Below are 25,955 nucleotides of genomic sequence, written 5' to 3' on the forward strand. Positions count from 1 at the left end.
CCTTGGCGCAGCCAGCATCGGCTGGCGCGCCGGCCGATGCCGGCGCTTGCGCCGCCAGCAGGCCGAGCGCGTCCGGCGCGGCCCGCTGGCGGACCGCCTCGATCCAGAAAGCGAGCGATTCGGCAGCCATCCCGGCCGGACAGGCGGGCCATCCCACCGGTGTGCTCGTCGAAGCGAGGAGGCGGCTATCCATGCTGGGCGAGGAGGTCTTCAAGCTCCTGACGTGCTGCCTTGCTGCTCTCGTCGCCTGTCCCGTGTATCCGGTCGCGGTCAGAAAGGATCTCCTGAAACTGCCTCAGTGCTTCGTGCCGATTGCCGTGCTGGCCGTGATAGCGCGCAAGGTCCCAGCGGGCGTCGAGAACGTCTGAGTGCTCGGCACCCAGCGCGCGAATCAGGTGCGGTAGCAGAGCTTGGAGTACGTCGATAGCCTCGCCGAGATGGCCGCTTTCGGCGAGGTGCCTCGCCAGGCTGCGTCGGGTTGACAGGGTGTTGGAGTGATCGGCGCCGAGTGCTCGCTCTTCGTCGGCGAGGATGCTGCGGCTCTGACGAACCGCTTCGGCGGGATCACCCATTTCGGCGATGATGTTCGCTATCGTTCCTCGGGTGGCCAGTGTGTTCATGGCGTCGTGACCCAGGCACCGTTCCCGGCCGCAAAGAATCCGGCGGAATTGGTCGAGAGCCCCTGGAAGGTCACCTCGACACCGTCTGCACGAGGCAAGGTTGTGCCGCATGACCTGCAGATACTCATCCTCGGGCGGCAGGTCTTGCTCGGCCTCTGCCAGCAGCTCGTTGAAGGCCACCTCCGCCTCGTTGATGCGCCCCGAGGGCATCTGATAGAAGGCAATCTGATGTCGCAAGGACCGATTCTGCCCTGGGACGCCACTCTTGTCGTCTGCCACCTTCAACGCGTTGCTCAGCAGCTCCAACGCCCTCAGGTAGTTGCCCCGGTCGGCCATAGCGCTCGCGCGGGACACGACGTCGTCCACTGTGCCCGAATCGACTACGACGTGGAATGCCGTCCGCACCCGCCAATACGCCTCGGACGCACCCGCGCAGCTTGCGATGGCTCGACTCGGGCTACGAGCAGGTTCCACGTCTGGGGCGGGATCGGCGCGAGGTCCACCTGATCGATGAGGTAGTCGAAGGCAAGGTAACACTGGTCCTGATCGTCTGCTCCGGCCGGGATGAGAAGGCTGCTCGCTCCGTGCACTGGACGCAGCGCCCATTCCCAAGCTTCGTCGATCGATTCGGGCCTCAGCGTGTAGCCACCGTGCACCAGGGGGTAGTGATGATGCAGGTCCAGCAGCAGGTCGCGAGGCACCGGATCGTCCAGGCCGGCTCGGCGGCAGTCAACGGCGGCGGCAACGAGCGCGGCCCCGCGCGGGTGTCCACCCGGCACCCAGGCGTTACGCCAGTCAGCCAACAACTCAGGGCCTGCGGCAAGAGTCTCGGCGATACCGAACGTCTTCGCCTTGTCGCAGCGCTAAGGCTACCCGGATGACCACGACCTCGCCCTCGTCCGGCAGATCCCGGCCTGCCAGCAGTCGCAGGAGGGTGGACTTCCCGGCGCCGTTCTCACCGACCACGGCGGCCCGCGCATCACCGTCGGCGCCGTGACCCACGCCGACGTGCACGTGACCGTGGAAGCAGGGCGACCCCCAGGATGTGACGACGTTCGTAGCCACCGAGCAGGCGTGAATCCACGCTGTACACCGGATTGTCGCCGAGAAGAAGTACCTCCTCCTCGGGAACGGGCGAGCCGACGGGAACCGGACCGGCCGGGATCGGGGCCGCGTCTCCGGCGAGCGCGACGACCCGCTTGATGACGTACGCGTCGGGGATGGCCGGATCGACCAGCAGGACGACGTCGCCGCGACGGACCCGATCCGGTCGCCGCCGCAGGACGAAGACCGTCTGCCCGGACCGTAGGGTCGGCTCCATACTCCGCCCGGTGACGACGACACCGAAGAGCCGTCCGGTGACGACGACCGCGCCGAGCAGACCCACCATCGCCGTCACCAGACCGAACGATCCCCAGATCGCCGCGCTCACGGGAGGATCTCCACTACGTCGTCGAAGCGCACGATGGCGATCGCCAGGCAGAACGCCGTTCCGAGCGACATGGCCAGCCCCGCCGGGTGGACGCCGGACTCACCGACGACCGCGGCCGTCAGTCCAACAGTGGTGATGAGGAGCAGCAGTCCGTTGCGCGCCAGATGCCTGCCCCGCACCGGCGACGAGCGCCCGAAACAATTGCAGGCCAGGCCGAGCCGTCGTCGTAACACGAGCACGACGAAGCCGCTGAACGCGGCGAGCAGGCCGAAGGCGAGGCCGTACCCCATCCACCGGAACGGGGAAAGCTGCGAGACGGCCGCCCCTGCCTCCGCCGTGACGACAACAACGGCCACGACATGGGCCCGACGGTTCGATCGGAGGAAGGCGGTCAACGACGAGCGGAAGGCGGTCCACCGGGCGTGGTCGCGCACCTTTCCCCAGACGGCCGCTGCGAAGGTGAGGGCGAGAACCGCCCGACATGCGATGTCCACGTAACTCATCGGGCCCCCTATCGGCCTACATAACCTCTGGCCTGCACCGAGAACAGGCGTGCATACTGCCCGCCTGCTGCGACCAATCGATCGTGTGGGCCTTGTTCCACCAACCTGCCGTTCTCGATCACACCGATGATGTCCGCGCTTCGTACCGCGCTGAGTCGGTGTGAGATCAGCACGCTGGTTCGCCCGGCACGCAGCGTGCGAAGCGCGGAATGGATCTCGTACTCGGCCTCAGGGTCGAGGCCGGAACTGGGTTCGTCCAGGATGAGCACATCGCGTGGTCCACGCAGCAGACCGCGGGCGAGAGCGACCCGCTGCCACTGCCCGGTGGAGAGGCTGAGGCCGGACCCGAGGCTGCCCGTGTCGCCGGGGAGTCTGCGGCTCAGCATCGTGTCGTACGACTGGGGCAGCGCGCTGATCATGTCGTGCACTCCGGCCTGTCTGGCGGCCTCGGCGAGCCGGCTCCGGTCGGGCAGCGCCGAGATGTCCCCCAGCCCGATGTTCTCGGCCGCGGTCAGGTCGTACTCCATGAAGTCCTGGAAGACCGCCGACATCCGTGACCGCAGGCTCAGCGGATCCAACGTCCGTAGGTCCAGACCGTCCCAGAGGATCTGACCTCGGGTGGGGTCGTAGAAGCGGCAGAGGAGCTTGATCAGGGTGCTCTTCCCGGCGCCGTTGGGGCCCACGAGGGCCGTGGTCGCGCCGTGCGGAATGACGAAGTCGAGTCCGCGTAGCACCCAGGGCAGGTCGGGCGCGTACCGGAACCAGACGTCCCGCAGCTCGATCTGGCCGCTCAGTCGGGGCGTGGTGACCGCCCTGGCGGGAACCGGCAAATCCGAGTCGTCGTGGATGACGTCGAGATAGTGCGCGAACATCAGTAGGGATTCGTGCGCGAGTCCGTAGTACTGGGTGAGGAGGGCCAGCGCGGCCTGCACCCCGGCCAGCGCGGCGATGAACACCGCAATGTCACCCACCGTGACGGCGCCGGCGTGCGCGGCCCACACGGTCCACAGCAACCCGGCGCCGGCCACCGTCGCGGACAGCACCGACAACGTCCCCTGCGTCAGCAGCTCGGATCGATCGATCTTCCTGGCACGCTCGTTGGCCGTCGTCAGGTCCGACAACAACCGTTGCCGGAAGAAACGGGAGAGGTCGAAAAGCCTGATCTCCTTGGCCGCACGGACGTCCAGGAGCAGTTGACCGAACCACGCCTCGCGCCGCATCACCGGGCTCATCTCGGTCAACATCCCGGCCCGGCGACGGGCCAGCGCGATCTCGGCCAGCAACGCCGGCACGGCCGCCAGCACCACGGCGAGCGTGAGTGTCGGATTGAGATAGAGCAGCGAGCCGAGGAAGCCGGCCAGGGTGAGGGCCCCGCGCCCGGTGTTGACGAGACCGTTGACGACGCTGCCGGGCGCGGATCTGCCGGCCTCCTGCGCGAGTCGCACCCGGTCGTGAAACGACCGCTGCTCGATGCGGCCGAGCCCGACGTGCCTGGCCACCGCCGCGAAGAGCTGCTCCCTGCTCCGCAGCGCGATCCGGCGGTCCGTCTCGACCCGGAGGTACGTGTTGACGTGCTCCACCCCGGCAAGGAGCAGCCCACTCGCGGCCAGCCCGACAACCGCCCAGACGATGTCACTCCACTCGCCTCGACCCGCCACGGAGTCGATGACGAGTTTGGTCGTCCACGCGGTGAGCACGGGCAGGACGGAGGCGATCAGTGCGAAGACCACGTATCCGGCCAGGAGCAGGGGGGCTGCCTGCCAGCCCAGCAGCAGCGCCTGGCCGGCATCCGACCGCCGCGACCGGGTTCTCATTCCGTAGCTCTGACGAGCAGCAGCTTCTTCGCCTCTCCGGTGCCCAGGAGTTCGTCGAGGCTGGCGCCGACCGCGGTCACCCTGCCGTCCGTGCCGACCAGGCACATGGCGGGCACCGCCTTCAACTGGAAGGCGGTGCCGAGCGCCCCGTCATGCCGCTCGACGACGACCTCTGCCGTCTTCTCCAGATCCCGTACCAAGGACTGGGTCGACTGGCTCGGGTCCGCCACCACGACCGCGATCACCTTGCCGTCGGCCCAGCCCATGGTCCGGGTCGTGAAGTCGGAAAGCTGTTCCAGGCAGGACGAACAACCGGGTGAGAAGAAGGCGACGAGCGATCCGGGGGGCAGATCGCGCCGGGTCAGCATGCGACCCGACGTCGTGAGTGCCTCGAACTCGGGAATCGTTTGTCCGATGCCGAGCATCGATGGTTGCGGTGCGGCGTCGGCATCGGACAACCGCTGGCTGTGTTCGCGTAGGCGGGCCATGATGGCGACGGCCAGCAGGAAGTTGACCAGGCCGAGCAGGGCGACCAGGACAACCGCGACGGTGAGATAGGTCATTGTGGGAAGCTCCAATCGCCGGTGAGCGGGGCGACGGATCGCGCCCCGCTCAGTCCACTTCTCCGGGCTAGCAGGACACGCACTGGCCGGTGCACAACCAGACGCCCTGGCTGGCATCGAAGAAGCAGCGCTGTGACAACGGTCCGGTGCAGTGTCTGCAGTAGTAGGCCCTTGCCCTGATCCGTGGCACCGCCAGTGACAACAGGCGGTCACCGGCCTTTACGGCTGTGCGTAGAAGCACTTCGGCCTCCTTTGCGATCTCTCACACCGGTCGGACGATCCGGTGGTTCGACGATGCCTGGGAGTCGCACCGAGCCCGCATAGAATCTGCACAGCCGTGTTCACCACATCGGAACGGGTGGCCGATGAAGTTTCAAATTCTGGGACCGGTGCGGGTCGCCGCCGATCATCATTGGCTGAACATCGGGGGCAGTCGCTCCGAAGCGGTTCTTGCCGCACTGGTCATCGAGGCGGGTCGCATGGTCTCGATCGAGGAACTGGTGCGCTTTGTCTGGGACGACCCGCCAGCCACGGCCCGGCGGCAGGTACGCAACCGGACCACCGCGTTACGTCGGCTGCTCGTCGCGGCCGGGTTTCCACCCGGCGTCATCGTCGCCGAGGGGCATGGCTTCGCGTTGAACCCGGGCCGGGCCGCGGTGGATGTGCTCTCCTTTGACCGTTGTCTGGATCAGGCACGGGCGCGGCGGCACGACGACACCGCTGGAGCGGTCGTGCTGCTGCGTGAGGCGTTGTCCCAATGGCGCGGTCCGGCACTCGCTGGTCTGGAGGGTCAGCGGTCGCTGGCTGTCGCGGCCCGGCTCGACGAGTTGCGGCGGTCGGCGTGGGAACAGTGCTTCGACCTCGAATTACGGCACGGGCACCACCACGAGGTGCTGGCCGAGCTTGCGGACGTCGTGGGACGGTATCCGGCGCACGAACCGTTTGTCGGTCAGCTCATGCTGGCGCTGTACCGCAGTGGCAGGCAGGTCGACGCGTTGAGGCGGTATGCCGACACCTGCCGGTACCTGGCCGACGAATTCGGGGTGGATCCCGGGCCGGAGCTGCGCGATCGTTTCGAGCGGATCCTACAAAACGATCCGTCGTTGCTCCAGCAGGATCCGGACGTCGAGATTCGGCCCGGGCCCGACCCGCACGACCAGGTCGTGACCGCACCTGCGGACCCGGGCGATCGGCCGGCAGCATCGATCGTCCCGCATCAGCTTCCTGCTCGGCCGCGGCTGTTCACCGGGCGCTCGGACGAGATCGCTTACCTGGACGCGGCGGCTCGGGACGTGGACGACCGGTCGAGGACGGTGGTGGTGTCAGCCATCGGAGGCGCGGGTGGGATCGGCAAGACCTGTCTCGCCCTGCACTGGGCCAACGCGAATCTCGACCTCTTTCCCGACGGCCAGCTCTACGCCGACCTGCGCGGATTCGGCCCGGACGCCGAGCCGGCGTCGCCGGCCGCGCTGGTACGCACCTTCCTCGATGCCCTCGGCGTCAACGCGAACGATCTGCCGGCCGACGAGGACGGCCAGGCAGCGCTCTACCGTAGCCTGGCGGCCGATCGACGCATGCTGATCATGCTGGACAACGCCCGGAGCAGCGCGCAGGTCGAGCCGCTGATACCCGGCGGCTCGGCCTGCACTGTGCTGGTGACCAGCCGGAGCCAACTCGCCGCTCTGGCGGTGACCCATGGAGCCCACCCGCTGGTTCTCGACGTCATGCCCGAATCGGAGGCGTGGGATCTGCTGACGGACCACCTCGGACAGGAGCGGGTGGCGAGGGAGTCCGGGGCTGCCGCAGCGATAGTCGACTACTGTGCCGGTCTGCCCCTGGCGCTGGGCATCGCCGCGGCCCGTGCGGCCGTCCAGACACATCTTCCGCTGCACTCCCTGGCTCAGGAGCTTGGTGACACGACCGCCCGACTGGACGCGTTCGACGCGGGGGATCTCAAGGTCAATCTGAGGGCGGTCCTGTCCTGGTCCTACCAGGCGCTGTCCGCGGATGAGGCGGAGGTCTTCAGGCTGCTCGGCCTGGTCTCGTCCGGGGACATCGGCCTGCCGGCGGCGGCGAGCCTCACCGCGAGGCCGATGCCGAGGGTCCGCGAGCTGCTGCGTCGGCTGACCGCGGCGTCACTGGTGTCGCAACCGCTGCCGGGACGTTACCGCCTGCATGACCTGGTACGGCTGTACGCCGCTGAGCAGGTAAACCGGCGTGACCCGGCGTTCCGGCATGCCGCGCTGCGGCGGCTGGTCGACTTCTACCTGCACACCGCCTACGCCGCGGATCGTGCCCTGGATCCCCGGCGACCACCCGTCGAACTCGGTCCGCCCGCGCCGGGATGTGTTCCCCACCAGGTACTCGGCGCCGCTGAGGCGATGACCTGGTTCGACCTGGAGCACTCCCATCTGGTCGAGGCGCAGCGGCTGGCCGTGGCACACGGCTGGCACCGGCCGGTCTGGCAGTTGGCGCGGACCCTGGTGACCTTCCACGCCCGGCGGCGGCCCCTGAGCGCAGTCGTGGTCTGGCGGGCAGGGGCTGCCGCGGCGGACCGGGAGGGCGAACCGGAGGTGCGGGCCATGGCGTACAGGTTCCTCGGTCAGGCCTGTAGCCGCAGCCACCTCGGTGAGTCGTTCGACCATCTGCGTACGGCGCTGCGCTGGGCCGAGCGGGCGGGAGACACCGCGGAACAGGCCCGCGCACACTACGCCCTCAATGTGAGTTGGTATCGCCATGGTGAGCTGCGGCGTGCCCTGAAGCACGCGGATCAGGCACTGAGGCTCTTCCAGCGATTGGGCGAACCGGTGGAGGAAGCACGCGCCCTCAACGCGATCGGCTGGCTCCACGCCCATCTCGGCCAGTTCGAGGAGGGGCAGGCCGCGTGTGAGCGCGGGTTGGAGCTGATCCGACGACACCACCATCCGGACCTCGAGGCCGACACCGTGCACACCATGGGATACCTCGCCCAACACACGGGACGGCACACCGAAGCGCTGGCTCGTTTCGGCCAGGCATTGAAGATGTACCAGCGAGTAGACAACACCCGTGGCGAAGTCGACTCACTCAGTAGCCTGGGTGAGGTGTACACCAGCGTCGGTAGACATGCCGAGGCTCGGGAGGTGATGCGGCGGACGATGGATCTGCTCCACGCGCAGCATCGCTTCGTGGAGGCGGCGGGGCTCCAGGACCGGATCGCCGACGGTGGCTCCGGATGACAGCGGGGCTGGCGATCATCGCGTGAGTGTCAGCTGCCCGAGGTCCTGGGCGCATCGGGTGAGCGCGACGTAGAGGCCGTTCCAGCCGCGCGGCTCAGCGGCGACGCCCTGCGGGTCGACGAGCAGCGTCGCGTCCCACTCCAATCCCTTGGCCTGGGTTGCGGTGAGCACCGGCACATCACTCAGCAGGAGGCGGAATTCGGCGATACGGTGCGCGGGAACGCCACCTACACCCGTGACCAGGGTGTGCGACACATGATCGCCGCCCCGGATCTGAGCACCGGCAAACGCTGGCGCGAGTTCCTCGCTCCAGCGTGCTCTCGGTAGTCGAGCGCAGCACCGACCAACCCGGCATATCAGATCTTCCATCCTCACTGTCTGCCGTCGACCCGCCCTCCGAGGAGCGGGTCGCCGCCCGGCCTGCCGTGTCAAGCGGACCTTGACGCACGGTCGGACGCTGGCGGGTCGGGCGGTGGTCTGCTCGGCTCGCCTGGGTCGTCGGCGGGCGGGAAGGTCAAGCGCAATCACCCACGGACCGCGAGCCGCCCGCGTTGTCCCACCATCTCGGAGCCCGAGCGCCCCGCCGGAGGCGCAGTAACCACAACCGGTTCGCCATCCGCGACCCGCCGCGCAGACCCGGCGTGCCCTCCCCGCGCCGCGTCACTCGGGCGCGGTGCGGCCGGCTGCCGGCGACGAACCTGCACCATTTACCGCCACGTACTACATCGCCAAGCCCGCCCAAGCCCCGGACGTCTCAGACATCCTCGAGCGACTCGGCACCGACCGCAGGCGACGTCCCACACCCGCATTGCCCAACGATGCGCAGGGATGACGAACCTGGTTGCCGACCCCGGTAAATGGGGGGTTTTCGGGGGCGGTTCAAAACTCCATAGACAAACTTAAAGCCCTGACCAACGTTTCCGCTGGTCAGGGCTTTTTGTCTGTCGGGACGGCCGGATTCGAACCGACGACCCCTTGACCCCCAGTCAAGTGCGCTACCAAGCTGCGCCACGTCCCGCCCCCGCGCGGTTTCCCCCGCGGCAGCCGGTACAGCTTAGCGCAGCAGCCTCGGCTCGTCCGCACAGGCCCCACCTGCGTTGCGACGTTACCGAACCGCCCACCGCACAGCCCCTAAAGCGTCCTAGGAGGGTGGGGTAGGGAAATGCCGGATGGGCCACGGCGAGGGCCCATCCGGCATTTTCCGCGATCAGGTCAGCCGTGCGCCTTGCCTCGGCCGCCGGGGCCGAGCTTCTTGCGGGGGCGGACCGAGATTTCGATGGGGCTGCCCTCGTACCCGAATTCCTCGCGGAGCTTGCGCTCGACGAAGCGCTGGTACCCCGCGTCGAGCGGGCCGGTGGTGAACAGCACGAACCGTGGCGGTGCCACTCCGGCCTGCGTCGCGAACAGGATCCGCGGTGCGCGACCGCCGCGCACCGGGTGCGGGGTGGCCTGCACCAGCGCGGTCAACCACTGGTTGAGCTGCGCGGTCGGGATCCGGGTTTCCCAGCTGGCCAGTGCCTTGTTCAGGGCCGGGGCCAGCTTGTCCACGGCACGGCCGGTCATCGCCGACAGGTTCAGCCGGATCGCCCAGGGGATGCGGCGCAACTCCCGGTCGATCTCCTTGTCCAGGTAGTAGCGACGGTCGGCGTCGACCAGGTCCCACTTGTTGAACGCGATGACCATGGCCCGGCCGGCCTCGGTCACCATCGACAGGATCCGCTGGTCCTGTTCGCTGATCGGCTCGCTGGAGTCCAGCAGCACGACGGCCACCTCGGCGGCCTCGATGGCACCGGCGGTGCGCAGGCTGGCGTAGTACTCGGTGCCGCTGGCCTTGCCTACCCGCTTGCGCAGCCCCGCCGTGTCGACGAGCTGCCAGGTCTGACCGCCGATCTCGACCAGGCTGTCCACCGGGTCCACAGTGGTGCCCGCCACCGAGTCGACAACCGCCCGATCCTCACCGGAGAACCGGTTGAGCAGGCTGGACTTGCCCACGTTCGGCCGCCCGACAAGCGCCACCCGCCGGGGTCCGCGCGGCCGGTTCTCGACGATCGCCGGCGCTTCCGGCAACGCGGCGAGGATGGCGTCCAGCAGGTCGCCGGAGCCGCGTCCGTGCAGCGCGGAGACCGGGAACGGTTCGCCGAGGCCGAGCGACCAGAGCGAGGTCGCCTCCATCTCGATGGAGGTGTTGTCGGCCTTGTTGGCCACCAGGATCACCGGCTTGGCGCTGCGCCGCAGCATCTTCACCGCGGCCTCGTCGACGTCGGTGGAGCCCACCATGGCGTCGACCACGAAGAGGACCACGTCGGCGGTGACGACCGCCGTCTCGGCCTGCGCCGCGATGGCCGCGGCCCGGTCCTTCGCGTCCGGTTCCCAGCCGCCGGTGTCCACCACGGTGAACGCCCGGCCGTTCCACTGCGCGTCGTACGGCACCCGGTCCCGGGTCACACCGGGAACATCCTCGACGACCGCCTGGCGGCGGCCGATGATCCGGTTGACAAGCGTGGACTTACCCACGTTGGGGCGGCCGACGACGGCCACCACCGGCTGCGGCCCGCTCGGTTCCTCGACGGCGACGTCGGGCTCCCGCAACTCGACCCAGCCCGCACCCTCGCTCATGCCGCTCCTCCGCTTCGCTCCGGACCGCCATGAGGGACAACCACACCGAACTCACTCATGCCACACCCCGCTCGGTGAGCAGGTGCCGCAGCCGCGCCACGACCTCGTCGATGCCCAACTCGGTGGTGTCCAGCACCACCGCGTCCGGTGCCTGGGTCAGCGGGTTGACCTTGCGGGTCGAGTCGAGACGGTCCCGGCGCGCCAGGTCCGCGGCGGTGGCCGCCACGTCGGCGGCGTCCTCGGCGCTGCGTCGGGCCGCACGGGCCGCCTCGGACGCGGTCAGGAAGACCTTCAGGTCCGCATCCGGGGCGACGACCGAGCCGATGTCACGACCCTCGACGACCATCCGGCCCGCGTTGGCGATCATCTCGCGCTGCCGGGCGACCATCAGCTCACGGACCGCCGGCACCGCGGCGACGGCGGAAACCGCGCCGGTCACCTCCGGGCCCCGGATATCCGCGTCCACGCCCACGCCGTCGACGGTCACGGCGTACCCCTGCGGGTGGGTGCCGATGTGCAGCTTGACCTCGCCGGCGACCTTCGCCACCGACGCGGTGTCGGTGAGGTCCACGCCGGAGCGCAGCACGGCCCACGTGATCGCCCGGTACATCGCCCCGGTGTCCAGGTAGCGCGCACCGATGACCGCGGCGAGGCGCCGCGACACGGTGGACTTACCCGAACCGGACGGCCCGTCCACAGCGACCACACATCGCCCGGTCCGTACGTTTTCCTGCACCGTGTCCTCCTCAGCCCGTACCTCACGGATCGCCCGGTGAGTGGCGCCGCAAGCGGTCGTCAATCGTCATCAATCATGCCCGCGGTCCCTGGCGGACCCGCGCGCGCCGCCGCCGGAGGCGACCCACGCCACCTCCGACTGCCGCGTCCCGGCCGTCGGTGGAGCCTACCGGCAGCCGTACCCGCAACCCCCGGGGTCAGTCACCCACCGCGTTGAACAGGGCGGCGACCTCGGCGTTCGTCAACCGCCGGATCCGCCCGGTGCGCAGGTCACCCAGCCGGATCGGCCCGATGGAGGTACGCACCAGACGGGTGACCGGGTGCCCGACCTCCTCCATCAGCCGCCGCACGATGTGTTTGCGGCCCTCGTGCAGGCTCAGCTCGACCTGGGCGCTCTTACCCAGAGTGTCCACCACCTTGAACGAGTCGACAGTGACCGGCCCGTCCTCCAGCTCGACGCCGGCCAGCAGCCGCTTGCTCAGGTTGCGCGGGATCGGCCCGACCACCTCGGCGAGATACGTCTTCAGCACCTGGTATGAGGGGTGCATGAGCTTGTGCGCGAGGGTGCCGTCGTTGGTGAGCAGCAGCAGGCCCTCGCTGTCCGCGTCGAGCCGCCCGACGTGGTAGACCCGCTGCTCCAGCCGGGCGCCGATGAAGTCGGACAGCTCGTTGCGTCCCTTTTCGTCCGCCATCGTGGTGACCACCCCGCGCGGCTTGTTCATCGCCACGTAGACCAGGCGGACGTCAACCTGGAGGCGCTCGCCGTCCACGTGGATCACCGCGGTGGCCGGGTCGACCTTGTCGCCGAGCTTGGCGACCCGCCCGTCCACGGTGACCCGGCGGCGGAAGATCAGGTCCTCGCAGGCACGCCGGGAACCCACGCCAGCGGCGGCGAGCACCTTCTGCAGGCGCTCAGCCCCCTCGAAGACAGGGGCGTCGGGTTTGGGGGAACGGTTATCGGGTCGCATCAGCAAGCTCTTCTACGTCGTCGGGCAGGAAGGGTGCGAGGGGCGGCAGCTCGTCGACGGTGTTCAGCCCGAGCTTTTCCAGGAACAACGTGGTGGTCCGGTAGAGAAACGCCCCGCTGTCCTGTTCGGTGCCGCACTCCTCGACGAGGCCGCGGGTGACCAGCGTACGGATGACCCCGTCGCAGTTCACACCCCGGATGGCCGAGATTCGCGAACGGGTCACCGGCTGCTTGTAGGCGACCACGGCGAGCGTCTCCAACGCCGCCTGGGTCAGCCGCACCGATTGCCCGTCCAACACGAACCGTTCGACGTACGTAGCGTATTCCGGCCGGGTGTAGAGCCGCCACCCGCCGGCCGCCCGCCGCAGCTCGAACCCGTGCCCGGCCGCGGTGTAACCGGCGGCGATCTCGTCGAGCATCGGCCCGACCCGTTCGGCGGGCTGCTCGAGCACCTGCGCCAGGACCAACTCGCTGACCGGCTCGTCGACTACCAGCAGGATCGCCTCCAACGCGCCGCGCAGCTCGGCGTCGGACAATTCGGGCGCGGGTTCCGGCGCGGCCGGCACCCGCCGCCGTCCCACAACCTCCCGACGGGGTACGCCCCGAGCCCCACCCGACTCCCCCACCCCCGAGCCGGTCCCCGCCACCGAACCAGAGCCCGGCCCCGACTCCGAGCCCGACTCCGTCGAGCCCGAGCCCGACGCGTTCGCGCTCGGCTCGGCGAAGATCTTGGAAGGTTTCGGCCCCTGGAGGAGCGCTTTCCCTCCAAGATCTCCCTGATCCGACAGCGGAGCCGACTCGTCCGGCGGGGCGTCGGGGGTGTTCGCGGCGGCGGGCGGGCGAGGGCGGTCCCACGGGGGGACCCAGGCGGCAGCCTGGTCGGCCAGCGAGTCCCGGCGTTCCTCGTCACTCATCCCGCGCACCCTCCGTCATTCTCACCCCGTCCGGCCCGCCGGCCTCCCCCACCGACTCCGGCCCAACCCGCACCGACACAGGCTCAGCCCCAGCCGACTCAGACCCAACCCTCGCCAACGCAGACCCAACCCCCGCCGACTCGAACCCAACCCCGGCCGACTCAGGCCCAACCGCCGCTGACTCAGCCCCCGCCAACGCAGGCCCAACCCCCGCCGGCTCAGGCCCGACCGCCGCCGACTCCGGATCGGCCGGGGTGCCCGCGTACTCGTCGACGTGCAGCTCGGTGTCGCCGTCGGCCGGGCCGGTCCAGCGCACGGTCAGCTCCTCCAGGGCCTGCTCCTGCACGAAGGACACCAGGCCCTCCCGGTACAGCTCCAGCAGCGCGAGGAACCGGGCCACCACCTCCAGGGTGGCCTCGCAGTCGGCGCAGAGCAGCGAGAACGTGGCCGTGCCGGCGCGGCGCAGCCGGGCGGTGAGGATCGCCGCGTGTTCTCGGACACTGACCCGGACCATGTGCACGTGGGCGATGGAGACCTCCGGCACCGGTTTCGGGGTCATCGCCTTCACGGCCAGCTTCAGCAGCCGCTGCGGGCCGATGCCGAGCACCAGGTCGGGCAGCGCGTCGGCGTAGCGGGCCTCCAGGCTGACCGCGCGCGGATACCGTCGGCCGCCGACCGCCTCCAACTCGGCGATGTGCGCTGCCGCCTCCTTGTACGCCTTGTACTGCAGCAGGCGGGCGAACAGCAGGTCTCGGGCTTCCAGCAGGGCGAGGTCTGCCTCGTCCTCGACCTCGGCGGCGGGCAGCAGCCGGGCGGCCTTCAGGTCGAGCAGGGTCGCGGCGATGAGCAGGAACTCGCTGGCCTCGTCGAGGTCCCAGTCGTCGCCCATCGCCCTGATGTAGGCGATGAACTCGTCGGTGACCGTGTGCAGCGCCACCTCGGTGACGTCGAGCTTGTGCTTGCCGATCAGTTGCAGCAGCAGGTCGAACGGGCCGGTGAAGTTGGCCAGCCGGACCGTGAAGCCGGTCGCAGCCGACTCGGCAGGCAGGTCGGCAGCCAGGTCCGCGGGCGGCACACCGTCGACCACGGCCGGAGCGGCGGTCTCGGGCGGGTCCAGGGGTGGCGCGGTCACCGCACGACCGTAGTCCACGAGGCGGGCACCGGGCGTTCCGGCTACCGCTCCGACTGGGCGGCGATCACCTCGCGGGCCAGCTGACGGTAGTTGCGTGCCCCGGAGGACGCCGGGTCCATCGTCGTGATGGGGGCACCGGCCACCGTGGACTCGGGGAACTTCACCGTCTTGGTGATGACCGTCTGGTAGACCTTGTCGCCGAACGCCTCGACCACCCGCTGCAGGACCTGCCGGCAGTGTGTGGTGCGGCTGTCGTACATGGTGGCGAGGATGCCTTCGAGCTCCAGGTCGAAGTTGAGCCGTTCGCGCACCTTGTCGATGGTGTCCAGCAGCAGGGCCACCCCGCGCAGGCTGAAGAACTCGCATTCGAGGGGGATGAGCACGCCGTGGGCGACGGTCAGCGCGTTGATCGCCAGCAGGCCGAGCGAGGGCTGGCAGTCGATCAGGATGTAGTCGTACTCCTTGCGGACCGTCCGCAGGACCCGGGCCAGGGCCATCTCCCGGGCGACCTCGTTGACGAGCTGGATCTCGGCGGCGGAGAGGTCGATGTTGGCCGGCAGCAGGTGCAGGCCCGCCACGTCGGTCTTGATGAGGACGTCCTCGGCGATCACGTCGTCCTGCATGAGCAGGTTGTAGACGGACAGGTCGAGGTTGTGCGGGTTGACCCCCAGCCCCACCGAGAGGGCGCCCTGCGGGTCGAAGTCGACGAGCAGCACCTTGCGGCCGTACTCCGCGAGCGCCGCGCCCAGGTTGATGGTGGTGGTGGTCTTTCCGACGCCACCCTTCTGGTTGGCCATCGCGATGATGCGCGCCGGCCCGTGCCGGTCGGTGGGCATGGGCTCGGGGATGGGCTTGCGCATCGTGTACGCAGCCGGGTCCGCGGGACCCAGGTCCGCGCCGAGCGTGGCCTGCTGCTCGCGGAGCTCCGACGTCCAGGTCTCGGCACGGTCACCGTTGCCAGCCATGTGCTCGTTGCCCCCTCCCGACGACCCACCCGGCGTCGGAGCCGTCCGACGTCCTTCGCGGCGCCGCTGCGCACCCCGGTCGTGTCGCTCCAGGAGGTCCGCGCCGATGCCGACTGTACGCCACCGACCAGCAGGGGGTTCGGTACCGGCCCGGCGTGTCGGAGCCGACCGCGACCGGGTTCAGTCCCGGGCGCGCGGATGGGCGGTGGCGTACACCTCGCGCAGCCGCTCCACGGTGACCAACGTGTAGACCTGCGTCGTGGTCACCGATGCGTGGCCGAGCAACTCCTGGACCACCCGGACGTCGGCGCCGCCGTCGAGCAGGTGGGTGGCGTACGAGTGGCGCAGGGTGTGCGGGGAGACGGCGGCGGGCCCGTCGACGGGCAGCCCGGCCCGCCCGGCGGCGCCGCGCAGGATGCCCCAGGCGCCCTGGCGGGTCAGCGCGCCGCCCCGGGCGTTGAGGAAGACCATCGGGGTGCCCCGACCGGCGGCGGCCAGGCCGGGGCGGGCCCGGACCAGGTAGGCGCGTACCGCGTCGACGGCGTACCCGCCGATCGGCACCAGCCGCACCCGGCCGCCCTTGCCGCGCAGCAGCACGGTGCCCTCGTCGGTGTCCAGGTCGTCCACGGCGGCGCCGACCGCCTCGGAGATGCGCGCGCCGGTGCCGTACAGGAACTCCAACAGCGCCCGGTCACGCAGCGCGAGCGGGGCGTCCGCGCCGGTCGCGGTGACCGGGCCGGCGGTCTCCAACAGCCGGACCACGTCGTCGACTCCGAGCGCCCGGGGCAGCCGGCGGGGCGGCGTGGGTGGGCGGACGTCGCGGCTGGGGTCGGCGCCGGCCAGCCCCTCGCGCAGCGCGAAGCGGTGCAGGCCGCGGACCGCGCTGGCGGCGCGGGCGGCGGAGGAGACGGCGAGGGGCGGGTGCGCGTCGTCGCCCGCGCGCAGCCGCGCCAGGTGCGACTCGACGAGCCCGGCGCCGACCGACGCGAGGTCGGTGACGCCGGCGTCGGCCAGGGTCGCGAGATAGCGGTCCAGATCCCGACGGTACGAGGAGAGCGTGTTCGCCGACAGTCCACGCTCGACGGTGAGGTGGTCGAGGTAGCCGCGCACGGCACGACGCAGCGCCGGCGTGGGCGGTTCACCCACGCCGGCGCCGGAGTCGGTGCCGCCGGTCAGCCCGCCACCGCTCAGGCCAGCGCGTCGGTCAGCGCGAGCACGTCCATGCCGTGCGCCTCGGCGACCGGGCCGTAGGTGACCTGGCCGTCGTGGGTGTTCAGGCCCAGGGCCAGGGCCGGGTCGCGGCGCAGCGCCTCGCGCCAGCCGTGGTTGGCCAGCTCCAGCGCGTACGGCAGGGTGACGTTGGTCAGGGCGTACGTGCTGGTGTTCGGTACCGCGCCGGGCATGTTCGCGACGCAGTAGAAGATCGACTCGTGCACCTTGTAGACCGGGTCGGCGTGGGTGGTCGGGCGCGAGTCCTCGAAGCAGCCGCCCTGGTCGATCGCGATGTCGACGAGCACGCTGCCCGGCTTCATCCGGGAGACCAGCTCGTTGGAGATCAGCGTCGGCGCCTTCGCGCCGGGCACCAGCACCGCGCCGATGACCAGGTCGGCGTCGAGCACGGCCCGCTCGACCTCGTAGGCGTTGGACGCGACGGTCTGCAGGTGGCCGCGGTAGATGGCGTCGGCCGACCGCAGCCGGGCGACGTTCTTGTCCAGCAGCAGCACCTCGGACTGCAGGCCCAGCGCGATCGCGGCGGCGTTCATGCCGGACACGCCGGCGCCGATGACCACGGTCTTGGCCGCGTACACGCCGGAGACACCGCCGGGCAGCACACCGCGCCCGCCGCCGGTACGCATCATGTAGAAGGCGCCCACCTGCGGGGCGAGCCGGCCGGCCACCTCGGACATCGGGGCGAGCAGCGGCAGCGACCGGTCGGGCAGTTCGACCGTCTCGTAAGCGATGCCGGTGACCCGGCGGTCGACAAGCGCGTCGGTGCACTGCTTGGAGGCGGCCAGGTGCAGGTAGGTGAAGAGCACCTGCCCCTCGCGCATCCGGTGGTACTCCTCGGCGATCGGCTCCTTGACCTTGAGCACCAGCTCGGCGGTCTCCCACACCTCGTCGGCGGTGGCGAGGATCGTCGCGCCGGCGGCGGCGAACTCCTCGTCGGTGATGCTGGAGCCGACCCCCGCACCGGACTCGACGAAGACCTGGTGACCACCGCGGGTGAACTCGTTGACGCCCGCTGGCGTGATCGCCACGCGGTACTCGTGGTTCTTGACCTCGCGTGGGATTCCGACCTTCACGATGCAGACACCTCTCTTCGGGGCTGCGCTCCCCCGACTGCTCGGTGCCGCGGTGGCCCCTTTGCCACCACGGTCCACCGGTCCCGCCGGCGGCAGTCTAGGCGTGCCCGATGCCGCCGTGAGCCAGCACAGTGGCATCCGGTGCCCGGGTGTCCTGACGGTGTGTCAGGGCACCACCCGGAATCGCCAGTCGATCGTCGCCCCGGTCGGCGGTACGGTGTTCGGCAACTATCGTCGCATCTGTCCGGTGCGGGCGCGACCAGCCGGCGAGGGGCCCCGCGGCTGACCGCGGGGCCCCTTCGCGCGTACTCCCTCGCCGGGATGGACCGGCGGCGGCGCTCAGCGGGGCAGCGGCGCGTCCGCCCGGCGCAGCGCCGACCAGCCGGTGTCCCGGGCGCGGGCCGTGGCCAGCAGCCCGGCCACCGCGGACGCGTTGGTGATCTCACCGGCCAGGACCATGGCCACCGCCTCGTCCAGGTCGAGCCGGACGACCTGGAGGTCGGCCTCCTCGTCGCGGCGCTCGTGGCGCTCGTCGGCCGGCACCTCGGCGAGGTCCCGGGCCAGGAAGACCCGGACCAACTCGTTGGTGAACCCGGGCGAGCTGTGCAGGTCGACAAGCACGTCGACCTGCCCGGCGGTGAGGTCCGCCTCCTCGGCCAGCTCCCGCAGGGCGGCCGCCGGCAACTCCTCGCCGGAGACGTCCATCAGGCCGGCGGGCAGCTCCCACAGGTGCCGCCCGACCGGGTGCCGGTACTGCCGGATCAGCACCACCTGACCGGCGTCGTCGAGCGCCACCACGGCCACCGCCCCGACGTGCCGGACCAGGTCACGCACCCCGGTCCCGCCGCCCGGCATGGTCACCTCCTCGGTGACCACGTCGAAGATCCGGCCCCGGTACCGCTCCTCGCGGGACCGCACCTCGTAGCGGTGCTCCAGGTTGCTCACGCCGTCGCCTCGCTGCGCTCGGCGACGGCGCGAGGCGCCTCGCTGCTGAGCCTGCTGGTTCGCTCGCTGCGCTCGCTCACGAGGAGGACGTCGCCTTCGTCGCGGCACCGTTGCGGGCGGCCTTGCGCGTCGCCGGGGCCTCCGCCGTCCCGTCCAGGTCGACAGGCAGTTGGTCGGCCTGCGAGTACGTCACCGCCGCCTTGACGAACGAGGCGAACAGCGGGTGCGGGCGGGTGGGGCGGCTCTTCAACTCGGGGTGCGCCTGCGTGGCCACGAAGAACGGGTGCAGGCTGCGGTCCAGCTCGACGAACTCGACCAGCCGGCCGTCCGGCGAGGTGCCGGAGATGTGCAGACCCGCCTTGGTCAGCGCGTCCCGGTAGGCGTTGTTCACCTCGTACCGGTGCCGGTGCCGCTCGCTGATCTCGGTGCTGCCGTACGCCTCGGCGACGATCGACCCCTCGGTCAGCGTCGCCGGGTACGCCCCGAGCCGCATGGTGCCGCCCAGGTCGCCCTTGCCGGCGACGATGTCCTCCTGGTCGGCCATCGTGGCGATGACCGGGTGCGCGGCCTGCTCGTCGAACTCCAGCGAGTTGGCGCCGTCCAGGTCGGCCAGGTGCCGGGCCACCTCGATGGTCATGCACTGCAGGCCGAGGCAGAGCCCGAGCAGCGGGATGCCGGTCTCGCGGGCGTACCGGGCGGTGCCGATCTTGCCCTCGATGCCGCGGACGCCGAAGCCACCGGGGATGAGGATGCCGTCCACGCCGGCCAACGCCGCCGCGGCACCGGCCGGGGTGACGCACTCGTCGCTGGGCACCCAGCGCAGCTGCACCCGGGCCCGGTGACCGAACCCGGCCGCACGGATCGCCTCGCTCACCGACAGGTACGCGTCGGGCAGGTCGACGTACTTGCCGACCACCGCGACGGTGACCGTGTGCCGGGGGCGGTGCACCCGCTCCAGCAGGTCGTCCCAGCTGGCCCAGTCCACGTCGCGGAAGGAGAGACCGAGCCGACGCACCACGTACGCGTCCAGGCCCTCGCGGTGCAGCACCTTCGGGATGTCGTAGATGCTCGGGGCGTCCGGGGCGGCGACGACCGCCTCGGCGTCCACGTCGCAGTAGAGCGACAGCTTCTCCTTGAGCTTCACCGGGATCTCCCGGTCGCAGCGCAGCACGATCGCGTCCGGCTGGATACCGATGTTGCGCAGCTGCGCCACCGAGTGCTGGGTCGGCTTGGTCTTCAGCTCACCCGACGGCGCCAGGTACGGCACCAACGAGACGTGCAGGTAGAAGCAGTTGTCCCGGCCCAGGTCGTGGCGGACCTGGCGGATCGCCTCCAGGAACGGCAGCGACTCGATGTCGCCGACCGTGCCGCCGACCTCGGTGATCACCACGTCGGGGAGTTGGCCGTCCTCGTCCGGGTCGGCCATCGCCAGGATCCGCGACTTGATCTCGTTGGTGATGTGCGGGATGACCTGGACGGTGTCGCCCAGGTATTCCCCGCGCCGCTCCTTGGCGATCACGTCGGAGTAGATCTGGCCGGTGGTGACGTTCGCCTTACCGGACAGCGCCCGGTCCAGGAAGCGCTCGTAGTGCCCGACGTCGAGGTCGGTCTCGGCGCCGTCCTCGGTGACGAAGACCTCGCCGTGCTGGAACGGGTTCATCGTCCCCGGGTCGACGTTGAGGTAGGGGTCGAGCTTCTGCATCACCACGCGCAACCCGCGCGCGGTCAGCAGGTTGCCGAGGCTGGAGGCGGTGAGGCCCTTACCCAGCGAGGAGGCGACGCCCCCGGTGACGAAAATGTGCCTGGTCGTCCGTGCTGATGGGGCCAAGGCCTGCTCCCGTGTCGTCTGTCGCGGTCGTGCAGACCGCCGTGCTTGATCAGCTCAGTGATCGCGATCCACGGGACTCGACGGTAACACCTCCCGGGCGGGGACCCGCAGGCCGCACCCCGGCTGCGACACCACCGGGTCGTCCGCGAGCAGGCCCGCGCTCAGGAAGCGGCAACCTCGGTCGATGACCTGTTGACCTGCCGGGGCGGCACGGGCACCGTCGGCGCGGCCTCCGGCGTCGATCCGCCGGCGGTTGGCCCCGCCGGCTCGGCGGCGTCGGTCGCCGGGTCGCCCGGAGTCGCCGGCGGCGCGACCGCACCCGAGGGTGGGCCGCTGATCGGACGGGGATGGACCGCGCCCAGCGGCCCGCCGCCACCGGTCGGGCCGTCGCCCCCACCGGTCGGACCGACCCCGCCGGACCCCGACTCATCGACGCCGTCCGCGCGGGAGCGGCCCGGCAGCGGGCGGGTCCGGTCGGCGGCATGTCCGAGGACCCGCAACGACGCCAGGGCGGCCATCGGCACCACGAGCGCGGCGGCGGCGCCCAGCACGTCGAACGCCGCGCCGTCGAGCACACCACCGAGCACCGCGGCGACCACGGTGCCGGCCATCGCGGCCCGGACCGCCGGGTAGATGCCGAACAACCGCATCAGCCCGCCCCACGGCTGCAGCAGGGCGAACCACACGAGCAACCCACCGACGAGCGCCAGCACGGTCAGCGGGCTGTTGACCAACGTCTCGAAATTCTCCGTGCTGGACCGGTGCACGGTGAACCCGCCGGTGCCGTCGCCGAGCGCGGAGAGGAACCTGCCCAGACTGCCCCGCTCGGCCGCCGAACGCCGCAGGTCCACCACGGCGAACCCGATGCCGACCGCGAGGGCGGCCATGGCGGCCCAGGCCAGCCGGCTGATCGTCAACCAGCCACCGGCGCTGATCACGGCGGCGACGCTCACCCCGGCGGTGAGCGCGATCGCGCCGACCGGATCGGCGCCCAGGTACGGGCTGCCGACCACCACCACGGCGAGACCGCCCACGGCCACCATCACCGCAGGCCGCCAGCCCCGGTGCACCCGTTGGGCGAACCACCCACCGGCGAGCAACGCACCGGCGAGGAACACGCCCAGCCCCACCGTGCTCAGCCCGGCGTACCGGCCGCCCTGCAACGCGGAGTAGCCGACCACACCGTTGAGCTGGAGTCGGGCCCCGGTGAGCACGTCCATGCCGACGACCAGCGTGGTGAGACCGGCCACCGCGCCGAGGGGGCCGAGAGTGCCCGCGTACCCGGGGACGAACCGGACCGCCGCGGTGCCGGCGGTCACCAGCAGGGCGGTGATCCCGGCGAAGAGCCAGCCGGGGTGGTCGCCCCGCCACCAGGGCACCGCGTCGGCCAGCAGCGCCGCCGGCACCGTCAACGCCGCGGCGACAAGCAGCAGCTCCGCCACCGCCACGATCCGCCCGGGGGTCGGGCCGGTCGGCCCCGCGTGCGGGCGGGCGCGGCGCAGCAGCGGCAGGATCGCCAGCGCCAGGAACACCTGCACGCAGGCGAGCAGCGTGAAGAACCGGCCGGAGACGGTCCGCTGGGCGGCCGCCTCCCGATCGGCGTCCGCCGGGGCGCTTATCGCGTCGGCGAGGTCGGCCGGTCGGCCGTCGGTGCTGACCGCGGGACGACCGAGGAAGAGCCGCTCCGGCATCGGTCGGCCCAACGCGGCGAGGGCGGTCGGTGCGAGGTCGACAAGCTGCAGGTACCCGTCGCGGCCGGTGCTGGCCGAGGTGAGCCACCCCCGTTCCCAGCCCGGACCGTCGGCGACCGCCACGTGCAGCCGTGACGGCTGGGCGGTGTCGGAGATCCCCGCGACCAGCACCAACGACCGCGGTGGCCGTGCGGCCAGCACCCGAGCCAGTTGGACGTCCGCCGCGCGGGCCTGCGACGCGCGCGACGCCGGGTCGTCCCCCTCGACGGTGCCGAGGTCGACGATGCTCAGCACGCACGAACCGAGCAGCGTCCGCGGATCGGTCGGCAGCGCCGCAGCGTACCTGTCGACCCGGCCGAACGGTCGGGCCGCCGCCACCGCCGCACCCGGGCCCACCGCGACGGAGCAGCGGACCGACTCCGACAGCGATCCGGGCATGGCCCCCCAGGACAGGCGCTGCTGGTTGTGCTGCACCACGCTCTCCTGCTCGGGCAGGTTCGCGCCGATGCCGTCGGGTTGCTCCACGACCACCCCGGCCGGCGGGCAACCGTCGGGCGGTCGGCTGCCGTTCCACGCGGCGAAGCTACCCGCACCCAGGGTCAGCCAGCCGTCCACAGGGCAGGTGGGGCGGTGCGCGGAACGCACCGACAGCGAGCCGATCGACCCGTCCCGGGCCATCCGCCACAGCGTCGGGGTGGTCTGCGGATCGACGTCCTCCCAGCGCAGCCCGGCGATCCCGGCGAGCACCACGAAGTCGGCGGTGCGTCGCGGGGTGCCCTGGGGTGGGCGGGCGGCCAGCGCGGTGACACCGAGCGCCACCACGAGCACGGTCAACAGGGCGGGGGCGATTCGGCGCAGCATCACCGGTGTCCCGTTCTCGGGGCGTCGGAGTCCGGGGTGGCCGCCGGAGAGGTGCGGTCCGGGGCCAACTCCGCGTAGAGGGCGGCAAGCGTGCGCACGGTGTCCGTCTCGGTCGGCCACGTCGCCGCCCGTTCGACGCCCCGCCGACCCAACTCGGCCCGCGCCGCCGGGTCGTCCAGCAACGCCCGCACCGCCGCGTCGACCGCGTCCACCTCACCCGGGGGGATCAGCGTGGCGGCGTCGCCGACCAGGTCCGGGAGGCCGCCGACCGCGGTGGCCACCAGTGGCACCCCGGCACGCAGCGCCTCCTGGGCGAAGAGCTGTCGGGCCTCCCAGTCGCTTGTCACCACCGCGAGATCGGCGCCGGCGAGCAGGTCGGCCACGTCGGTGCGGTGCCCCAGCAGGGTCACCGGTGCGCGGGCCGCCGACGTCCGTGCGGCAAGCGGCAGGTACGCCGGCCCACTGCCCGCGATCACCACGACCGGCGGCGGGGTACGCGTACGCCAGCGGGCCGCCGCGTCGATCAGCACGTCGTAGCGTTTCTGCGGGTGCAGCCGGCCGACCGAGAGGATCAACGGCTGGTCCGGGCGGACGCCGAACTCGGCGCGTACCGCCGCTGGACGGCGACGCGGCGCGGGCAGCGTCGGCGCGGCGACCGGGGCGAGCCGGGCGTCGGCGGCGCCCACCTCGGCGGCCCGTCGCACCAGGTCCGCGGAAGCGCCGAGCGCCACCCGGACGCCCCGGGCCACCACCCGTTCGACGAGCCGGGACACCCCGCCCCGCAGTCCTCCCGCGAGCACCGCGTTGTGCCAGGTGACGATCAGCGGGGCGGCCGGTCGGGCGAGCACGGCGACCAGGCCGGCCCGCAGGCCGTGCGCGTGCACCACGTCGACCCCGGCGGCGGTGAGCACCCGGCGCAGCGCGAGCACCGCCCGCGCGTCGGCCGGCGTCGGGCTGGCCGGGATCTCCACCGGCTCGAACCGCGCGCCGACACCGGTGAAGTCGAACTGCTCCTGGGTGGCGGCGGGCCCGCAGACCAGGACGGTGGCGCCGCCCGCGACGAGGCCACGGGCCACCGAACGGACGTGCTGGCCGACCCCGCCGGTGCTGGACGCGAGCACCAACGCGACGCTGCCCGACCAATCGGCAGGCTGAGGTGACTCAGTCATCGCGCTGCCGTCTCCTTCCCGTCGCCCCGCTCCGGGGAGACCGGCGTCGGCCCGTCGCCCCGTGGCCCCCGCCGACCCAGACGCCGCAGCACCCCGGCGAGCAGCGGCTGTACGTCTCGCCGGTCGACGAACCAGACCACAGCGAGGAACACCGCCCCAACCAGAACCCCGGACAGCATGCCCTGACCGAGTGCCACGGCCGTCGTCGGGGTGCCGCCGCCCGGCGTGTCGAGCCATCGGGTGAGGCCCAGCCCGGCGAGCGCGGCGAGCACTCCGGCGAGGCCACCGGCCGCCCCGGCACGGGCCGCACCGGCCAACGCCGGACGGCCGGCGCTGCGCGCCACCGCCAGGAGCAGAAGCACCCCGAGGACCAGCATCCCCACCGAGTTCGCGGACGTCACCGCGAGCACCCGGTCCCGCAGCGGCAGCAACGCACCCAGTGGAAGGGCGACGGCCGGCACCACCAGGAAGCCGACGGCGGTGGCGACAGTGGCCGCCCGGGTCTCCCCCCGGGCGTAGAGCGCCCGGGTGAGCACCGCGAAGAGGCCGTAACCGATCAGGCCCGGGGCGTACCCGGTGATCGCGGCGGCGGCGGACGCGGCGGTGGCCGCGGGAAAGAAGAAGTGCCCGACCGGTGCGGCCGTCCCGATCAGCGCGGCCGTGCCGAGACAACTGAACAGGAGCACCCCGCGCACGGCCGGCGCCAGGGTCGACCGGTAGGTGTCCTCGTCGCCGGCTGCCCGCGCCGCCGCCAGGGTCGGGTACGCCGCGATGGCCAGCGGCACCGCCAGCACCGCCCACGGCAGCAGGTAGACGGTCTGCGCCAGGTTGTAGACGGCGGGATTCGTCGCCGCGCCGTAGGTGACCTGGTTGAGGCTGACGATCAGGGCGATCTGCTGGGTGGCGACGGTGACCGCGCCGGCCACCGCCAACCCGCCGACCCGCGCCCGCACGTCGGCGGGGAACCCGAAGCCGGGCCGCAACCCCAGGTGGAGCCGGCGGACCGGGATCAGCAGGGACAGCGACAGCACCAGCACACCGAGGGTGGTGCCGGCGGAGAGCAGCAACTCGCCACCGGCGCTGACCCCCGCGACGGTGACGTAGCGGCCCTGGGTGGCCCCGAACACGAGGTAGACGACGATGACGGTAAGACTGGACAGCAACGGGGCGAGCACCGGCCAGGCGAAGCGGCGGTGGGCCTGCAGCACCCCGGCGAGCACGATGCCGACCCCGTACAGCGGCAGTTGTGGCGCGAAGACCCGCAGCATCCGGATGCCGCTCTGCTGTTGGGCGGCGGTCAGCCCGTCGCCGAGCAGCCCGATCACCGGCCCGGCGGCGAGCACCACGAGCAGCGCGAGCGGGACCAGCAGGGCCAACGTCCAGGTCAGCAGCGCCCCGGTGGTCCGGGCGACGGCCGTCCGGTCGCCCGCCGCGACCGCGCCGGCCAGCAGCGGTACGACGAGGCTGGCCAGCGCTCCCCCGGCGACGATCTCGAAGATGAAGTTGGGTACCGCGTTGGCCACCACGTAGGTGCCACCGAGGTCGGTGTGCCCCAGGCCCAGGGTGAACACGGCGGTGCGGCCGAAGCCGGCGAGCCGGCTGGCCACGGTGAGGACGGCGATGAGCGCGGCTGCCCCGGCCAACCGGCCGGCGCCGGCGAGGGGAGCCGGTCTGGTCAC

The 25,955-nt window shown here is 71.4% G+C and carries 20 protein-coding genes, 1 tRNA gene and 1 pseudogene; 1 reads left to right on the forward strand and 21 read right to left on the reverse strand.

From position 1 onward, the window contains the following. Nucleotides 1–185: 185 nt before the first annotated feature. From ACGFIQ_RS33170 to ACGFIQ_RS33195, 6 genes and pseudogenes are all read right to left on the reverse strand, one after another. Nucleotides 186–986, reverse strand: coding sequence for a tetratricopeptide repeat protein (locus tag ACGFIQ_RS33170; protein WP_393249797.1), 801 nt, complete (start codon nucleotides 984–986; stop codon nucleotides 186–188). 513 nt (nucleotides 987–1,499) lie between these two features. Next, a pseudogene (locus ACGFIQ_RS33175) lies at nucleotides 1,500–1,586 on the reverse strand (ATP-binding cassette domain-containing protein); the annotation flags it as partial. Nucleotides 1,587–1,599: 13 nt separating this feature from the next. Further along, complete coding sequence (gene lepB, locus ACGFIQ_RS33180) at nucleotides 1,600–2,052, reverse strand: signal peptidase I (protein WP_393249799.1); 453 nt, start codon at nucleotides 2,050–2,052, stop codon at nucleotides 1,600–1,602. After that, the gene (locus tag ACGFIQ_RS33185; RefSeq protein WP_393249801.1) at nucleotides 2,049–2,555 is read right to left on the reverse strand and encodes a MauE/DoxX family redox-associated membrane protein; all 507 of its coding nucleotides are present in this window, start codon (nucleotides 2,553–2,555) and stop codon (nucleotides 2,049–2,051) included. Before ACGFIQ_RS33185 ends, lepB begins: the two co-directional genes overlap by 4 nt. Before the next feature lie 8 nt (nucleotides 2,556–2,563). Next, nucleotides 2,564–4,369, reverse strand: coding sequence for an ABC transporter ATP-binding protein (locus tag ACGFIQ_RS33190; protein ID WP_393249803.1), 1,806 nt, complete (start codon nucleotides 4,367–4,369; stop codon nucleotides 2,564–2,566). Beyond that, nucleotides 4,366–4,932 (reverse strand): TlpA family protein disulfide reductase, encoded by a 567-nt coding sequence (locus ACGFIQ_RS33195; RefSeq protein ID WP_393249805.1) that lies wholly within the window; start codon nucleotides 4,930–4,932, stop codon nucleotides 4,366–4,368. Before ACGFIQ_RS33195 ends, ACGFIQ_RS33190 begins: the two co-directional genes overlap by 4 nt. Nucleotides 4,933–5,159: 227 nt before the next feature. Here ACGFIQ_RS33195 and ACGFIQ_RS33200 point away from each other — a divergent pair, with 227 nt between their 5' ends. Next, entirely contained in the window at nucleotides 5,160–8,150 is a 2,991-nt protein-coding gene (locus ACGFIQ_RS33200) for a BTAD domain-containing putative transcriptional regulator (RefSeq protein WP_393249807.1), read from the forward strand. Nucleotides 8,151–8,165: 15 nt separating this feature from the next. On the opposite strand, the gene ACGFIQ_RS33205 is transcribed toward ACGFIQ_RS33200, so the two are convergent. The 15 genes from ACGFIQ_RS33205 to murJ all read right to left on the reverse strand — a co-directional run bounded on the left by ACGFIQ_RS33205 (nucleotide 8,166) and on the right by murJ (nucleotide 25,955). Then, nucleotides 8,166–8,405, reverse strand: coding sequence for an ATP-binding domain-containing protein (locus ACGFIQ_RS33205; protein ID WP_393249809.1), 240 nt, complete (start codon nucleotides 8,403–8,405; stop codon nucleotides 8,166–8,168). 689 nt (nucleotides 8,406–9,094) lie between these two features. Next, nucleotides 9,095–9,168, reverse strand: a tRNA-Pro gene (locus tag ACGFIQ_RS33210). 194 nt (nucleotides 9,169–9,362) lie between these two features. Further along, the gene (gene der / locus ACGFIQ_RS33215; protein ID WP_357080589.1) at nucleotides 9,363–10,766 is read right to left on the reverse strand and encodes a ribosome biogenesis GTPase Der; all 1,404 of its coding nucleotides are present in this window, start codon (nucleotides 10,764–10,766) and stop codon (nucleotides 9,363–9,365) included. Between the two features lie 55 nt (nucleotides 10,767–10,821). Next, the gene (cmk, locus tag ACGFIQ_RS33220; RefSeq protein WP_393249811.1) at nucleotides 10,822–11,502 is read right to left on the reverse strand and encodes a (d)CMP kinase; all 681 of its coding nucleotides are present in this window, start codon (nucleotides 11,500–11,502) and stop codon (nucleotides 10,822–10,824) included. Nucleotides 11,503–11,698: 196 nt separating this feature from the next. Beyond that, on the reverse strand, nucleotides 11,699–12,469 hold the full coding sequence (locus ACGFIQ_RS33225; protein WP_088947533.1) for a pseudouridine synthase: 771 nt from the start codon (nucleotides 12,467–12,469) through the stop codon (nucleotides 11,699–11,701). Next, nucleotides 12,456–13,382: an SMC-Scp complex subunit ScpB gene (gene scpB, locus ACGFIQ_RS33230; protein WP_393249814.1), complete on the reverse strand. Its 927-nt coding sequence runs from the start codon at nucleotides 13,380–13,382 to the stop codon at nucleotides 12,456–12,458. Before scpB ends, ACGFIQ_RS33225 begins: the two co-directional genes overlap by 14 nt. Beyond that, nucleotides 13,375–14,469 (reverse strand): segregation and condensation protein A, encoded by a 1,095-nt coding sequence (locus ACGFIQ_RS33235; RefSeq protein ID WP_393249853.1) that lies wholly within the window; start codon nucleotides 14,467–14,469, stop codon nucleotides 13,375–13,377. The genes scpB and ACGFIQ_RS33235 overlap by 8 nt, the downstream gene beginning before the upstream one ends. Before the next feature lie 86 nt (nucleotides 14,470–14,555). Further along, a complete protein-coding gene (locus ACGFIQ_RS33240) occupies nucleotides 14,556–15,479 on the reverse strand; it encodes a ParA family protein (protein WP_124862901.1) in 924 nt (307 codons plus the stop codon). Nucleotides 15,480–15,659: 180 nt separating this feature from the next. Continuing rightward, complete coding sequence (locus ACGFIQ_RS33245; RefSeq protein WP_393249816.1) at nucleotides 15,660–16,625, reverse strand: site-specific tyrosine recombinase XerD; 966 nt, start codon at nucleotides 16,623–16,625, stop codon at nucleotides 15,660–15,662. A gap of 41 nt (nucleotides 16,626–16,666) precedes the next feature. Beyond that, the gene (gene ald, locus ACGFIQ_RS33250; RefSeq protein ID WP_393249818.1) at nucleotides 16,667–17,782 is read right to left on the reverse strand and encodes an alanine dehydrogenase; all 1,116 of its coding nucleotides are present in this window, start codon (nucleotides 17,780–17,782) and stop codon (nucleotides 16,667–16,669) included. A 339-nt stretch (nucleotides 17,783–18,121) separates the two neighbouring features. Beyond that, entirely contained in the window at nucleotides 18,122–18,727 is a 606-nt protein-coding gene (locus tag ACGFIQ_RS33255) for an NUDIX domain-containing protein (RefSeq protein WP_393249820.1), read from the reverse strand. Between the two features lie 76 nt (nucleotides 18,728–18,803). Beyond that, nucleotides 18,804–20,555: a CTP synthase gene (locus tag ACGFIQ_RS33260; protein WP_393249822.1), complete on the reverse strand. Its 1,752-nt coding sequence runs from the start codon at nucleotides 20,553–20,555 to the stop codon at nucleotides 18,804–18,806. Nucleotides 20,556–20,716: 161 nt separating this feature from the next. Continuing rightward, nucleotides 20,717–23,107 (reverse strand): hypothetical protein, encoded by a 2,391-nt coding sequence (locus tag ACGFIQ_RS33265; protein WP_393249824.1) that lies wholly within the window; start codon nucleotides 23,105–23,107, stop codon nucleotides 20,717–20,719. Next, nucleotides 23,107–24,276 carry a glycosyltransferase family 4 protein gene (locus ACGFIQ_RS33270; protein ID WP_393249826.1) on the reverse strand — a complete coding sequence of 390 codons (1,170 nt, stop codon included), beginning with the start codon at nucleotides 24,274–24,276 and terminating at the stop codon, nucleotides 23,107–23,109. The genes ACGFIQ_RS33265 and ACGFIQ_RS33270 overlap by 1 nt, the downstream gene beginning before the upstream one ends. Then, a complete protein-coding gene (murJ, locus tag ACGFIQ_RS33275; protein ID WP_393249828.1) occupies nucleotides 24,273–25,955 on the reverse strand; it encodes a murein biosynthesis integral membrane protein MurJ in 1,683 nt (560 codons plus the stop codon). Before murJ ends, ACGFIQ_RS33270 begins: the two co-directional genes overlap by 4 nt.

This window comes from Micromonospora sp. NPDC048898, assembly GCF_043198035.1.
Lineage (GTDB): Bacteria > Actinomycetota > Actinomycetes > Mycobacteriales > Micromonosporaceae > Micromonospora.